Origin of the sequence: Lacticaseibacillus hulanensis (assembly GCF_004010095.1) — a bacterium.
Taxonomy (GTDB): Bacteria; Bacillota; Bacilli; order Lactobacillales; family Lactobacillaceae; genus Lacticaseibacillus; species Lacticaseibacillus hulanensis.
In genome coordinates, this window is record NZ_RRYD01000002.1 from 26,283 (window position 1) to 39,117 (window position 12,835).

The 12,835-nt window shown below is 53.1% G+C and carries 13 protein-coding genes; 5 read left to right on the forward strand and 8 right to left on the reverse strand.

Annotation, left to right across the window (positions count from 1 at the left end):
* Window positions 1-111: 111 nt before the first annotated feature.
* From EKN00_RS00955 to EKN00_RS00965, 3 genes are all read right to left on the reverse strand, one after another.
* Window positions 112-810, reverse strand: a complete 699-nt coding sequence (locus EKN00_RS00955) for a VIT1/CCC1 transporter family protein (RefSeq protein ID WP_127848265.1) — start codon at window positions 808-810, stop codon at window positions 112-114.
* A 10-nt stretch (window positions 811-820) separates the two neighbouring features.
* On the reverse strand, window positions 821-1,504 hold the full coding sequence (locus EKN00_RS00960; RefSeq protein ID WP_127848266.1) for a VIT1/CCC1 transporter family protein: 684 nt from the start codon (window positions 1,502-1,504) through the stop codon (window positions 821-823).
* 480 nt (window positions 1,505-1,984) lie between these two features.
* Window positions 1,985-2,872: an LCP family protein gene (locus EKN00_RS00965; RefSeq protein WP_127848267.1), complete on the reverse strand. Its 888-nt coding sequence runs from the start codon at window positions 2,870-2,872 to the stop codon at window positions 1,985-1,987.
* A 332-nt stretch (window positions 2,873-3,204) separates the two neighbouring features.
* Here EKN00_RS00965 and EKN00_RS00970 point away from each other — a divergent pair, with 332 nt between their 5' ends.
* The gene (locus EKN00_RS00970; protein ID WP_127848268.1) at window positions 3,205-3,972 is read left to right on the forward strand and encodes a tyrosine-protein phosphatase; all 768 of its coding nucleotides are present in this window, start codon (window positions 3,205-3,207) and stop codon (window positions 3,970-3,972) included.
* A gap of 86 nt (window positions 3,973-4,058) precedes the next feature.
* Here EKN00_RS00970 and galU read toward each other — a convergent pair whose 3' ends face one another.
* From galU to map, 4 genes are all read right to left on the reverse strand, one after another.
* On the reverse strand, window positions 4,059-4,973 hold the full coding sequence (gene galU, locus EKN00_RS00975) for a UTP--glucose-1-phosphate uridylyltransferase GalU (protein ID WP_127848269.1): 915 nt from the start codon (window positions 4,971-4,973) through the stop codon (window positions 4,059-4,061).
* Between the two features lie 316 nt (window positions 4,974-5,289).
* Window positions 5,290-6,387: a phosphomevalonate kinase gene (locus EKN00_RS00980; RefSeq protein WP_127848270.1), complete on the reverse strand. Its 1,098-nt coding sequence runs from the start codon at window positions 6,385-6,387 to the stop codon at window positions 5,290-5,292.
* 112 nt (window positions 6,388-6,499) lie between these two features.
* Window positions 6,500-7,510, reverse strand: a complete 1,011-nt coding sequence (locus EKN00_RS00985; protein WP_127848271.1) for a YihY/virulence factor BrkB family protein — start codon at window positions 7,508-7,510, stop codon at window positions 6,500-6,502.
* A gap of 153 nt (window positions 7,511-7,663) precedes the next feature.
* Window positions 7,664-8,455: a type I methionyl aminopeptidase gene (gene map / locus EKN00_RS00990; protein WP_127848272.1), complete on the reverse strand. Its 792-nt coding sequence runs from the start codon at window positions 8,453-8,455 to the stop codon at window positions 7,664-7,666.
* Between the two features lie 321 nt (window positions 8,456-8,776).
* Here map and EKN00_RS00995 point away from each other — a divergent pair, with 321 nt between their 5' ends.
* Window positions 8,777-9,241 (forward strand): flavodoxin, encoded by a 465-nt coding sequence (locus EKN00_RS00995; protein WP_127848273.1) that lies wholly within the window; start codon window positions 8,777-8,779, stop codon window positions 9,239-9,241.
* Window positions 9,242-9,708: 467 nt separating this feature from the next.
* Here EKN00_RS00995 and EKN00_RS01000 read toward each other — a convergent pair whose 3' ends face one another.
* Complete coding sequence (locus EKN00_RS01000; RefSeq protein ID WP_127848274.1) at window positions 9,709-10,314, reverse strand: TetR/AcrR family transcriptional regulator; 606 nt, start codon at window positions 10,312-10,314, stop codon at window positions 9,709-9,711.
* A gap of 374 nt (window positions 10,315-10,688) precedes the next feature.
* On the opposite strand from EKN00_RS01000, the gene EKN00_RS01005 reads away from it, so the two are divergent.
* The 3 genes from EKN00_RS01005 to EKN00_RS11075 are packed head-to-tail and all read left to right on the forward strand — an operon-like array spanning window position 10,689 to window position 12,813.
* A complete protein-coding gene (locus EKN00_RS01005) occupies window positions 10,689-11,924 on the forward strand; it encodes an aminopeptidase (RefSeq protein WP_127848275.1) in 1,236 nt (411 codons plus the stop codon).
* A 37-nt stretch (window positions 11,925-11,961) separates the two neighbouring features.
* Entirely contained in the window at window positions 11,962-12,648 is a 687-nt protein-coding gene (locus EKN00_RS01010) for a YjjG family noncanonical pyrimidine nucleotidase (RefSeq protein ID WP_127848276.1), read from the forward strand.
* A gap of 39 nt (window positions 12,649-12,687) precedes the next feature.
* Window positions 12,688-12,813: a hypothetical protein gene (locus EKN00_RS11075; RefSeq protein WP_277749618.1), complete on the forward strand. Its 126-nt coding sequence runs from the start codon at window positions 12,688-12,690 to the stop codon at window positions 12,811-12,813.
* The last annotated feature ends 22 nt before the right edge of the window (window positions 12,814-12,835 follow it).

Sequence of the window (12,835 nt, forward strand, 5' to 3'; positions counted from 1 at the left end):
GGCGGCACACCCGAGGCCCAGCCCGGACCTGGAGGCCAAACCCCACAACGCGGAGCCTCCTCATTGGTCTAGCTCATCAAAACCACTTACGCTGCCGGACAGCGACAGCTGCTAGAACAGCCTGCCGACGCCGTAGTGGATGAACATGGTGATGATGCCGATGATGATGTTGCGCACCACCGCCGCCCGCACAAAGCCGTGTCCAAGTTTCGCCGAGAACAGCCCGGTTAGCCCAACGGCAATGACCGTGGCGATAATCGTCCCAATCCATCGCATAATCCCGGACAGGAACGTCAGTGCAAGCAGCGGCAACGCCCCACCCAAGGCAGCACAGATTAGACTAGCAATAGCTGCCATCCATGGGTTCATCAGCTCATTCGGGTCCAGATCATACTTGACCCCGACCACCGTCTTCAGTGGCTGACTGCCCAGCAACTCGTCCGCAATCTCGGCGGCAGTCGCCTTGCTCACGCCTCGGTTTGAATAGTCGGCAATAACCGCCTCGCGCTCTTCGGCAAAGTTGGTCTCCAGTAATTTTGACTCTTTGGCAACCGCCGACGCCTCGGTGTCTTTTTGGGAGCTAACACTGGCGTACTCCCCGCCGGCCATGGAGAAGGCCACGGCCAGGAGATCAGCCAGGCCTGCGATGAACAGCGTGAAGGAGTTGGTGGTCACCGCCCCGACTGAGAACAGGACCCCGACGACCGTCAAAATACCATCATTGGCCCCGAGCACACCGGCACGCAACGTGTTGGCCCGCATCGCTAGTGACTGTTCTTTTTTTACCACTTTTTCAGTTGTATCTGCCATGTTGCGCCCCCTAACGTGCAAACAGGTGGCCAACACCGTACGTGACAGCCATCGTAATCAAACCAGCAATGACGTTCCGGACCGTGGCCCGCAGCGCATTGGCGTTACCCAACTTGGCGGCGATGGAGCCCGTAATCGCCAGTGCAACGATCACCGCGCCAATCGTGCCCATTATGCGCCACTCTGCCGGTGCCAGCGTAATCATGAGCATTGGCAGCAGGGAACCCAGTGGGAACGAAATCATGGACGTAATCGCGGCGCCAACTGCCGACGTGGTGGCTGTGGGGTCGATGTTGTAGCGTTCACGCACCGCCGTGTTCAGTGGCGCCGTCGCGAACATTTCATTTACCGCCTTGGTCGCGAGGTCGCGGCTGATGCCTGTTTCCATGTACTTGTTGATGACAAATTCTTGTTCGCCATCCGCATTCACTGCGAGCCGAACCTGTTCGTCCGCAATCGCCCGCTTTTCGGCGTCGCGCTGCGCGTGAACGGAAACATATTCGCCCATCGCCATGGAAATGGTTCCGGCGAGCATCCCCGCCATCCCCGCAAGCAACACGGTCGCGTTGCTCGTGTTCGCGGCCGCCACACCCAGAACAATCGCGGCAACTGACAGTATCCCATCGTTGGCACCCATTACTCCAGCACGGATTAAGTTGATTTGTTCAGCAAGAGTCATCTTGCGTTTCTTCATCTGTTCCACCTCACAGAATTTTTCGCGGCACGCTGGCCTTTGTAAACTTGAAAGGTCCGCAATAATTACTCACGGTCCAAATCACCCACATTCGGCAGCGTGCTTGCTCGGGACGCCGCACCCAAAGTCAGTACGGTGTCCGCTACGTTCAATCCTGACCTAACCCCTGGATTGCAAGACAATTTACAGTAACCATCATAGCACCTGAAGTAATATCTGCAAGCACCAGCGTTATTATATAACCAGTTGTTGGCTAAATGGCGCCACGTCCGGGATTTAGTTATGTTGTCCTAAGTAATATATTTTCTGCAAATATGCATTATAGCTGGTCGTCAGTGGTCCTAAGCAATTACTCACTCAAGCAAAAAAATTACGACACTGGCACATAACTTCCCGCAACGGCGCCCAGAAAAAAAGAGGATGGCAAACCGTCAATCGTGACGGTTTGTCATCCTCTTCTATTCGACTGCGGTGCAAAGCCTACTTAGCCGCGTCGTTCAAAATCTTGTGCACACGGGCAATTTCCTTACTGGATTGAATCTGGAAGTCTGACCCGTTGATGCGCTTGCCGGTCCCACGCATCTGATCCATCTTGATGTTACCAGCTGCTTCTTTGTACTTGAGCGCAAGGTTCTTGACTGAGTTAAGTGAAACGTCCGTCCGGATATTTTCACTTACCGCGTCCAAGAAACTACCACTAAGCACCTTTGAAGGGTTATCCTTCAGCTTGCCGATAATTGAACTAATGACAAGTTGCTGCCGGCGCTGACGGCCATAGTCACCATCTGGGTCATCGTAACGCATCCGGGAGAACTTCAGTGCGTCTGCACCGTTCAACTGGTAAGTTTGGTTCTTTTTGAATGTCTTGCCTTCATAGGTGAAGGAAAGTGGCGACGTAACCGTCACCCCACCAACCGCGTTAACGAGCTTCTCTAGCCCGCCCATGTTCACGAGCAGATAACCGTTAATCTTCACGTTAATCAGGTTTTCAACCGCGCTAACCGCGGAATCGGAACTACCGTATGAGTATGCCGCGTTGATTTTGACTGGGACGCCATCCATATCAATCTTGGTGTCACGCGGAATGGAAACCATGGTCGTTGTGTCGGTCTTCGGGTTCAGAACCATCACAATCATGGTGTCGGTCCGACCCTTGTAACTACGCCCAAGGGCACCAGTATCGGTCCCCATAAGCAGGTAGGTGACTGGTTTGCCTTCGCCGGTCTTCGTGTCTGAAGTCTTGTTTTTCTTCTTGTCCCAAGAATAAACCTCAGACGCGGTGTGGTGGACCTGGTAGTAGAAGTAGCCGCCAACCCCAACAACAGCCACCAGCAAGACCGCCAAAACCCGTAAAATGATTTTCTTCATCGTAAGTATTCTCCAATGTGTTCAAATATTGTCAATTCATTATACCGTGAAGTATGCCGAGATTGGTAACCCCAGCGTTAAATAACCCCATGTTAGTAACATTAATGTAAAAATATCTGCATATCCGCCGTTATCCCCATTGATTTTCGGCATTACCGCGTTAATTATGCCAGTTGTGCAGTGAAACTTTCAACCTTATGTAGAAAAATAATTGAAAGATTACAAAAAATTCATCATTTACGGGACCCACTTTCCCAACGTCCGCCTTTTGTCCCCGCCCGTTCGTGGCGTATAATGTCCCTATTAACGAAAAAATATCGGGGGAATAAACATTGATTGATGTACACAGCCACCTTTTGCCAGGCATTGACGACGGATCCAGCTCGATGGCGCATTCACTAGAACTTGCACGCGCCGCCGTTGCGGATGGCATTACCCACGCATTGATGACGCCGCACCACATGAACGGCCGGTACATGAACCACGCGCAGGACGTGATTAACCGCACGGACGCCTTCCAGGAGGAGCTGACCAAAGCCGGCATCCCCCTCACCGTCTTCCCGTGCCAAGAGGTCCACATCAGCGGCGACCTGCTGAGCGCCATCGATAACGCAGACATTCTCACCACGGACGAAAACGGGACCTACATACTGATTGAGTTCCCGCATGATGATATCCCCACCTACGCAACCGACATGCTGTTCCAAGTAATGCAGCGCGGCATCACCCCCGTCATTGTTCACCCGGAGCGCAACGAAAAATTCATGGCGCACCCCGAGCTCCTCTACGACTTCATCAACCGGGGCTGCTACAGCCAGGTCACGGCCAGCTCGTACGTGGGTACTTTCGGCAAGAGTGTGCAGGCCTTCGCTGACGACATCATCAACAATGGCCTCGCGCACGTCTTTGCCTCAGACGCCCACCACCTGAAGAATCGCGATTACGAAATGAGCGCCGCGTTCCGCCGTTTAACCAAGGAACACGGTGCTGAGTACGCGGACACCTTCGAAAACAACGCGAAAGCCCTGGTCAACGGGGATCCAGTGCAACGTTTCCGGCAAACACCAATCAAGAAGAAACGCTTCTTCGCCAAATACTAGAACAAACAAAAATCGCCGCGGACACATCTTGTGTTCACGGCGATTTTTGTTTGTTCTAAATTATGGTCGTACCCTGAAGCCTCGCGTTACTTTTGGGTCTTAGTCTTCGCCTTTGCGTCTTGAGCGGCCAATTCCTTGGCAAGCTGCAGAATGTAAGGGCGCAGTTGGTCCTTAACTTCTGGGTGAGTCAAGCCGTATTCGATGGTCGTCTGCACGAAGCCGAACTTGTTACCGACATCGTAGCGGGAACCCGTGAACTCGTGGGCGAACACGCGCTGAGTCTTGTTCAGCGTATCGATGGCATCGGTGAGCTGAATTTCGTTGCCCTTACCCGGCTTCTGCTTGTCCAGAATGTCGAAAATCTCTGGAGTGAGCAGGTAACGGCCGATGATTGCCAGGTCACTTGGTGCGTCCTCGACGGCAGGCTTTTCCACAAACCGGCTTACGTTGAACAAACCTGGGTGCACCTCTGCACTTGGGTCAATCACCCCGTATGCGGAAACCTCATCGTGCGGCACGCGCTTAACGGCGAGAATTGAACTGTGCGTCCGTTCGTATTCGTCAATGAGCTGCTTGGTCAGTGGCACCTTGTCTTCCATCAGGTCATCCCCGAGCATAACGACAAATGGTTCGTCACCAACAAAGGACTTAGCCAGACGCACCGCATCACCCAAACCACGTGGGTATGGCTGACGAACGAAGAACAGGTTTACCCCGATATCGGTCGTTTCGTGGACCATCTTCAGCAGGGCATCCTTGTGCTTGGCTTCAAGATTCTGTTCCAGTTCAGGAGCGGAGTCAAAGTGGTCTTCGATTGACCGCTTGTTCTTCCCTTCGATAATCAGGATGTCTTCAATCCCAGATTTCTTGGCTTCCTCAACGATGAACTGAATCGTTGGCTTATCAACGATTGGCAACATTTCCTTAGCAAGTGCCTTGGTTGCAGGCAAGAATCGTGTTCCCAGCCCAGCAGCAGGAATGACAGCTTTACGTACCTTCATTGGACATTCTCCTTTTATGTGCGGTTTCCCGTAACAATTGATAATTCCATTTTAACCGATTCGACGCGGCGCTGGTAGGCAAAAAGATAACTTGCAACGAGCTCGACACAGTTTTTCGTTATTTTTCAGTGGCCATGCACCATGCCTTGACGCTACCATGCCGCATAACAGCACGTGTTAGTAAGTGCTACTTTCATTGAATTCAAGTTCGCTATTGACCGTTTTCAGAAACAAAGCAAAAACCCATCCTCCACGCTGGTGAGGGCCCCACTTTTCCGCACAAAAATAGCCAACGTCTACACGTCAGCTAAATGACCTACCCCTGAACCTTATGGAACTCGGATTCGGACACCTCGTGGACCCGCAGTGGCAGTGGTTCAATTTGTGCTGCCGTCCACTGGGCCAAAAGGTTGGTGGTATCAATATTCTTGTTGATGAGGACGATGCCGCAATCCCCACCACCGGCACCAGACGACTTCGCCGCGCCCCCCGCCTGTTCAGCGAGCGTGCGCAACTTGGTCAGTGCTGGGGTTTCAATCTGGACACCGGACAAATCTGCCAGGCTTGCAAGCAAAACGCGGTTCGCCCGCAGCCCATCCTGGATACCGGTAAGATCCCCGTCGCGAAAGGCCTGGACCATCTTCTCAAGTACTTGGCGGCTGCCATCGAGGAACCTGGAGTATTCGCCCCACTGTTCACTCTTGGCATCGGCAATCTTGTCAACGAGCCGCGAAGTTGACGCAGGTGAACCTGTCCAGCCAATCATGAGGCGCATCTCGGCCGGTGCATCCAACAGTTCAATTTTTAATTGGGGCCATGGCATTTGCAGCAGATCAGTCAGGCTGTGCCGGCGCCGGGCAGAGGCCAGCCATTCCTTGTCGAATGACTGGTATGCCAGCCAGCCGCCATACACGGAGGCTGCGATGTCGCCCAGCGAGCCGTTACCCTGAACATCAAGGTGCGCAATGGCCGCCAGCTTGTAGACGTTCTCGGGGCCCATGCCGAGGTTGTAGTACTCGTTCAGTGCCTTGACCGTGGCCACTGTAACCGCCGCGGAACTCCCTAGGCCGTACTTTTTACCGTCGTCGGAATCTAGGTCCGAATCAACTTCCAGATTGTACAGACCAAGGGGCAAGCCACATTCACGCGCGTATTTTTCGGTCAACCGAATTGCGGAGAGAATGTAGTGGAACGGGTTGTCGCGGTTATCGAAGACCAGCTCATCCCCATCGCGCCGCCAGTACAGCGAGTTCTCCTGATACTGGTGACTGATAATACTTCCATATTGGTCCGCGTCTTCAATGGTGACGGTCACAAACTGGTTGAGTGCAACCAAAATTGCGGGAAACCCCGTTTCCACCACTGCATACTCACCGGCAATATACAATTTGCCCGGCGCCTTCGCTGTTACCAAACTGCCAAACCCCTTCCACAGAATCCATAATTAGTGCTATTACACTCCAAGAAACAAATTATACTACTTCCAATTAGCCGTGCTAGGCAAAAGCCCGCGTCACACCCCAAATTTAACCATTCTGTGATGTTTTGCGCGCCTGCACAAGGTCAATCACCCGGCGCACCAGGCGGCCAACCGCTGACCACACCTTGCTCCCCACAGCTTGGGCGCGGCCGTAAAACGTCTCATTGATAATCGAGTTGACAACCACGCCGAGCGTCACGATGAAGGACATGAAGAACAGCCAGAGCAAAATGACGATAAACGCCCCCAGTGTCCCGTACGTGGTGAATCGCTGACCAAAATACCGAATGTAAATCGAGAAGACCTGCGTGAACCCAAGCAGACCAGCCCCGGTGATGACCACCCCAGGCAGAACGGTCCAGAACCGCATGCGCGCATTCGGCAGGTAGAAATCGACAATGACCAAGACGACAAACAGCACGGCCACGGCAATCGGCCACCGCCAAGTTTGGAAGGTGGCCAGCCAAACCGGGGATAAGTTCAATTGCTCAATCAGCCATTCAAGGAACTGTTGACCAAAGGCGAAGGCAACCATCGTGGCCACCACCGCCGCCAGCAGCACGACCATCATCACCATTGCCACCATGCGGCTAACGATGAAGTTCTGCGGGCTGCGGGTGATTCCGTACGCCCGATTAAACCCGTTGCGCAGGGCGGCTAACCCCAAGCTCGCCGCCCAGAGGGTCACAATTGCCCCAACGGACAGCCAGGTTGTGCTGGCGTTGACGTGCAGGTCATGCACAATCGGCAAAATGGTGTTCACGACGTTTTCCGGCACTAGCTGGTCGATGATTTCGCGGGCACCCGAAAAATCGATGTTGATGTGGGCAACCACGTTGATGGCAAACAGCATCGTCGGAAACAACGACAAAATCGCGTAGTACGCCATGGCGGCGGAAGTTTCGTTAATCTGGGATTCACCCAACCTGCGCCAAAAGAGGCCAAGGATCGAAACCATCTTGGCCTTCAAACTAATCTTCCGGCGTGCAATTGGTACCAATTGATTGCCACTGTGTTCGTGCCTGCGAACACGGGCAACAAAGGTCTGCTTCTTCATCGTTAGTCCTTCTGTTTGCCGCTAACCGTCACCTGCTGGGCGCACCCACCGCGGGGCCGCTTTGCTGAATGACACACGTAAATGGACCCGAAAAGTCTCCGGGTCCACTTATAATCCTATTGTATTTTAGCCTAAAAACCGCTCGTGCGCGAATTAAAGGTACTTAGCGTCCGCAACGGGATCCTGACTGGTCAGAATCTTTGGCCCGTCATTCGTGATGACCAAGGTGTGCTCGTACTGGGCGGAAAGGGAACCGTCAGCGCTCGTGTAGTACTCCCAGTCGCCATCGGGAACTTCCTTGACCGAGATACGCCATGTGCCAATGTTAATCATTGGTTCGATGGTGATGGTCATACCCGCCTTCAGCCGCAAGCCCCGACCGGCAACACCGTAGTTCGGAACGTTTGGTGCCTCGTGCATGGTTGGCTGAATGCCGTGGCCAATCAAGTCGCGCACGTCGCCGTAACCATTCTCCTCTTCGGTGTACTTCTGAATTGCCGCACCGATATCACCAATCCGGTTGCCGACAACCGCCTGGTCAATCCCGAGGTACAGAGCCTTCTTGGTCACATCCATGAGGCGCTGTGCTTCTGGGCTAATCTCGCCGACAGCGTATGTCCAGCAAGAATCACTGAAGTAGCCATCCTTGTTGACCACGGTGTCGACCTTGACGATGTCGCCGTTCTTCAAAATGAGGTCCTTGCGGGGAATCGCGTGGGCAACCTCATCGTTGACCGCCACACACGTTGCGTATTTGTAACCTTCAAAACCTTTTTCAGCGGGAATTGCATCCCGGTCGGCGAAGTACTTAACCGCAAACTCTTCAATTTCCCAGCTAGAAATCCCGGGCTTAATGATATCGCGCAAACCGATGTGCATCCCGGCAAGGATGGCACCGGAACGACGCATACCCTCGATTTCACGTTCTGACTTAATCGTAATCAAAATTTGACCTCCTGCGTGCGCAGCAGATGCTGCACACTAACTTATCTTCACATCGTCGCGGTGCACATCCACGTTGTTCGCTGAAGCCTGAACTGGGTGGCACCGCATCGTGAATAGATTCTGAAAACACCTAATCAATCATACACCAAAGCCTCCCAATAATTAAGCACCAGTCACATTGCCCCGGCCAAAGCAGCAAGCACCCCACAGGTTTATTGCCGCTGTCCCGGTCCTGGACGTGTAATTATCTTCCCTGAGCCCGACCAACATTTGCGTTGTATGCTAAAATATCACTATCAATAATTGATAACGGAGGACAAAATGGCTACTGCAAAAATTGTTTACGCGAGCATGACGGGGAACACCCAGGAGATTGCCGAAATCGTTCAGGAGGCCCTAGAAGACCGCGGCGTGGAGACCGAATTAACCGAGATCACACAGGCCGTTGCCGGCGACTTCCAGGACGCGGACATTTGCGTCGTGGCCGCATACACGTACAGCGACGGTGCCGAGGGGCTGCTTCCTGAAGAAGGCATGGACTTCTACGATGAGCTGCAGTCAATCGACCTGACGGGCAAGGTCTACGGCACGACTGGTAGTGGTGACCGGTTCTACAAGGATTTCGCCACCGCGGTCGATATGTACGCCGACGCATTTGCCCAAACCGGAGCCACCAAGGGCGCGGAAAACCTCAAGATTGACCTCGCCGCTGAAGCCGAAGACATTGAGCACCTTGAGGCATTCGCCCAGAGCCTTGTCGATAAGCAGGCAGAACTATCTAAATAGCGTCAAAATATAATAACAGTTACGCACAATCTTCTATTGTTGCTTGCACAACCGTAGAACCACCTCAGGGGGACATGAAACGTTGAGAAAACGTCGATTGTCCCCCTGCTTTTACATAAAACAACGTATAGATAACATAAATATGACCAGCAAATCGTCACGCGGCCGCCAACCGTTAACAAAGTTAAATGTTATTGTTGATTCTGCTCTATATGAACACTTTGTTCGTTTTGTTCGTTTAAAGCCTACTTTGTCACCTATTTTTCGTGTTTAGCCACTAGTACCTGAAATCTTGTTTCGTTTGCGGATTCCGGGACGAATGCCGTTGCATCGGTGTCTTGACAGCTTTTGTTAAGCCCTAAACTTTGCGATGCAACCGTTATTGCGAAGATAACTTTTGCTTAAAAGTGGGCAAAAACCGCGAATTTGGGCACTAAAAAAGACCCCATTACTGGAGTCCTTTGCATTTACTTGTTTTGTGCCATTGCCATAGCGATAATATCTTCGCCAGCGTGGCCGGACAAGGAGCCGTTTTCAATGAAGACATTGATAACCGTCTGCAGGATATCAATCATCTGCGCATGGCTCATCGAGACGAAACCGGACGTCATCAAATCGGCAATCCCAGTTGCGACAATCCACAACCCGGTGATGATGTTGTTCTTTTGCGTGGCCGACAAGTTCTTAGCCTCTTCACGACTCTCAAACCGGTTCAATGCAGCGCTAATTGCAAACTGGCGCATGTCATCAACCCCGAAGTGATCTTCAACGAAGACCGCCTGGTAGAGATTGTGGTTCTCAAGTGCAAAGTCAATGTACGTGAGCGCCATGTCGATGATTGGGTCGTGTGTGTAGACCTTGTAAAACTTCTCGGTGAGTTCGGCCTTAATCCGGTCCATAATTGCATTACGCAATTCGGCCATATTGTCGAACTCAAGGTAGATTGGTTGAGTGGAGCAGCCGATCTGTGCAGCAATGTTCCGTGCGGTGAACTTCGAAAAGCCCTCCGCGACAACCAACTTGTACGCAGCGTTCAGAATTTGATCGCGCGTGATGGATTTGTGACGTGCCATTAGTTAATCCCCCCGGATAAATTCGCGGTAAGCCATCCCCCCGGACACTTACCGTTATTAATTGTATTTTAACAAACCTACGAAAGATAACAATACTATTTTCGAATCATAATGCAAATTTTTTCGTATAATTCGCCCTTTTTGTCCGAAAAATGGCAATTTGTTAAAATTTAGGGTCGACTAAGATAACCAAATGGACAATTGGCCGCCTAATTTGGCACCACGAATCTTCTATCGATATTGCCCAAATGGTTCGCTCCAGCCAAGAATTCGACCAAACCTGACCCAAAATGCGTAAACGCTTTTTTAAGTTCATTCTGGGCCCCGCTATGCTAAACTTGAGGTAACCAAAATTCAACTCTGGAGGCATCAACATGACATTACCGAACTTCGCCGAGAACCTGAAGAAATACGCCGACCTCGCCGTCGAAACTGGCGTGGCCGTTAAACCCGGCGACACCGTCTACGTGCAGGTCGCAATTGACCAGGCACCACTCGCCCGTCTAATCGTGGCCAGCGCCTACAAGGCCGGAGCCGCTGAGGTTGACGTTCAGTGGACCGACGACACCATCAAGCGCCTTGACCTCGCCAACCTCGATGAGGACCGCCTGACAAGCCAGCCACCATTCGTCGCGGCCCAATACGATTACTGGGTTGCCAAAAACGCCAAGCGCATCACCATCAAGAGCGATGATCCCGACAACCTGGCGGGCATCGATGCAAAGCGGGTGGCCCAGTACAACGCCGGCCACCAGAAGGCCTACGCCAACTTGAGTAATGCCATTGTCACCAACAAGATCAGCTGGACCATCCTCGCGGCCGCCAGCCCCAAGTGGGCCCAGAAGGTCTTCCCTGACGCAGCGACCCCAGAAGCGGCGCAAGACCAGCTGTGGGATGAAATCTTCAAGACCACGCGTATTTACAACGACAGTCCCGAAGACGCCTGGGCCAAGCACGTGGCCAAGCTGGACGCAAAGGCAACCTGGCTGACAAGCCTGCAGCTGGATGCACTGCACTACACCGCCCCCGGCACCGATTTAACCGTGGGCCTGCCGCAGAACCACATCTGGAAGGCAGCGGGGTCCGAAAATCCGCGCGGTGAGTACTTCATGCCGAACATGCCAACTGAGGAAGTCTTCACGGTGCCGGACCACCACCGCATTGACGGCACGGTCAGCTCAACCAAGCCCCTGGCCTACGCCGGTAACATCCTTGAAGGCATGCACTTTACCTTCAAGAACGGTGAGGTCATCAGCGGCAAGGCGGACAAGGGCCAGCAAACCCTCGACGGCCTGCTGGAGATCCGCGGTGCACGTTCCCTCGGCGAGGTGTCCCTTGTTCCGGACCCATCCCCGATTTCACAATCCGGCATCATTTTCTTCAACACCCTCTTCGACGAGAATGCCTCCAACCACATGGCACTCGGCGAGGCTTACCCGTTCTGCGTTGAGGGCGGCGTCGAGATGAGCGAAGAGGAACAGGAAAAAGTTGGCCTGAACCACGCCGACACCCACGTTGACTTCATGATGGGGTCGAACCAGATGGACGTCGACGGCATCACCAAGGATGGCCAGATTGTCCCAATCTTCCGCGGCGGTGACTGGGCATAAATTGCAACAATAATGGCATCAGAAAGGGGTAAAATGTTTGACCACTTTGATTTTTGACTTAGATGACACCATCCTCGACTTCACTGCGAGCGAGGAGAAGGGCTTGAGCGGCGTGTTCGCGGACTTTGGCATCACTGACAACGAGCAGACGCGCACGACCTACAAGCGGGTCAACAGCTCCTTGTGGGCAGCGCTGGAACGCGGCGAACTAACGCGGGCGCAGCTGCTCGACATCCGCTTCGAACGGTTTGCGGAGGCAATTCACAAACCCGATTTGGACGCCCACGCAGCCGAGAAGGAATACCGGCAGTTCCTGAACAACGGCTTCGATGAGGTGCCAGGGGCAAAGAGCCTGCTGCAACACCTGCGCGGCGCTGGCTACCGCGTGCTGGCCGGCACCAACGGCAACGCGGCGACGCAACACAACCGCCTCCTGCACAGCCACCTTGGTCCCCTGTTTGACGGGGTTTATATGTCGGAAGAAATCGGTTACGATAAACCTGACCCAAGATTCTTCGATGCCATCTTCAAGCGTGAACCGCAGATTGACCGCCAAGACACCATCATGATTGGCGATGGCCTGAACTCCGACATCCGTGGCGGCGTCAACTATCACCTGCAGACAATCTGGGTGAACCGCAAGCACCAAACCAACCTGACCGAACTAACCCCGACCCACGAAGTTAATTCACTAACACAATTGGGCGATTTACTGATTGGCTAACGCGCACTTCACGGCCGCATTAGCCGGAAAGGACGAATCATGTACGATAACAAAACAACCATCCTCGGAATCATCACCACTGCCGCAGCGGGCACAGCCGTACTTGCCAGTGGCCTTGCCCTCGCAACGGGCATCATCACCCTCATTCACGGAACCAAGGGCTAACAAGAACTCGGGCCGCTGCGCA

Excerpts from the sequence above, each read along its gene's own strand:
- EKN00_RS00965 (WP_127848267.1), bottom strand. The coding sequence starts at position 2,872 with ATGAAGAAAATCATTTTACGGGTTTTGGCGGTCTTGCTGGTGGCTGTT.
- EKN00_RS00955 (WP_127848265.1), bottom strand. The coding sequence starts at position 810 with ATGGCAGATACAACTGAAAAAGTGGTAAAAAAAGAACAGTCACTAGCG.
- EKN00_RS01000 (WP_127848274.1), bottom strand. The coding sequence starts at position 10,314 with ATGGCACGTCACAAATCCATCACGCGCGATCAAATTCTGAACGCTGCG.
- EKN00_RS11075 (WP_277749618.1), top strand. The coding sequence starts at position 12,688 with ATGTACGATAACAAAACAACCATCCTCGGAATCATCACCACTGCCGCA.
- EKN00_RS00995 (WP_127848273.1), top strand. The coding sequence starts at position 8,777 with ATGGCTACTGCAAAAATTGTTTACGCGAGCATGACGGGGAACACCCAG.
- galU (WP_127848269.1), bottom strand. The coding sequence starts at position 4,973 with ATGAAGGTACGTAAAGCTGTCATTCCTGCTGCTGGGCTGGGAACACGA.
- EKN00_RS00985 (WP_127848271.1), bottom strand. The coding sequence starts at position 7,510 with ATGAAGAAGCAGACCTTTGTTGCCCGTGTTCGCAGGCACGAACACAGT.
- EKN00_RS01005 (WP_127848275.1), top strand. The coding sequence starts at position 10,689 with ATGACATTACCGAACTTCGCCGAGAACCTGAAGAAATACGCCGACCTC.
- EKN00_RS00960 (WP_127848266.1), bottom strand. The coding sequence starts at position 1,504 with ATGAAGAAACGCAAGATGACTCTTGCTGAACAAATCAACTTAATCCGT.